This is a genomic window from Sedimentibacter sp. B4 (assembly GCF_000309315.1).
Lineage (GTDB): Bacteria > Bacillota > Clostridia > Tissierellales > Sedimentibacteraceae > Sedimentibacter > Sedimentibacter saalensis.
Window position 1 is genome coordinate 1 of the sequence record NZ_CANG01001086.1, and the last position, 362, is coordinate 362.

At 68.0% G+C, this 362-nt stretch carries 1 protein-coding gene; it reads right to left on the reverse strand.

Features of this window, described 5'->3' with window-relative positions; genetic code table 11:
- Positions 1-153: 153 nt before the first annotated feature.
- Positions 154-362 (reverse strand): substrate-binding domain-containing protein (locus BN358_RS25105; protein WP_198018545.1); only part of this gene is annotated, 209 nt, incomplete at its 5' end.

The following is a 362-nucleotide window of genomic DNA, read 5'->3' on the forward strand; positions in this document are numbered from 1 at the left end:
GAGTCTGGTTCGCGCTCCTGTGGCCGCGCCTCCGCTGGCCCCGCCGACTACGGAATGCGACGCCGTTCCTGATCGGACTCGTGGCACTTCTGGTGGTGTTCCGGCCCCTCGGTTGAGCCGGTCGACCGAAGCGCGCGCGGTCCAGTTCGGCGGCTACCTCTGGGTGGACTCCCGAACGATCAGCTCCGGCTGGAACACCACGTGGGGAGTGCGCGCCGGGGGGTTCATGAGGATCTCGGCGGCCGCCCACCCCATCTTGCGGTTCGGCTGCCGGATCGAACTGAGCGGCACGATGAGTTCGGCGGCGAAGTAGACGTCGTCATAGCCGAGGCGGCCACATCTTCGGGAACGCTCAGTCGCTG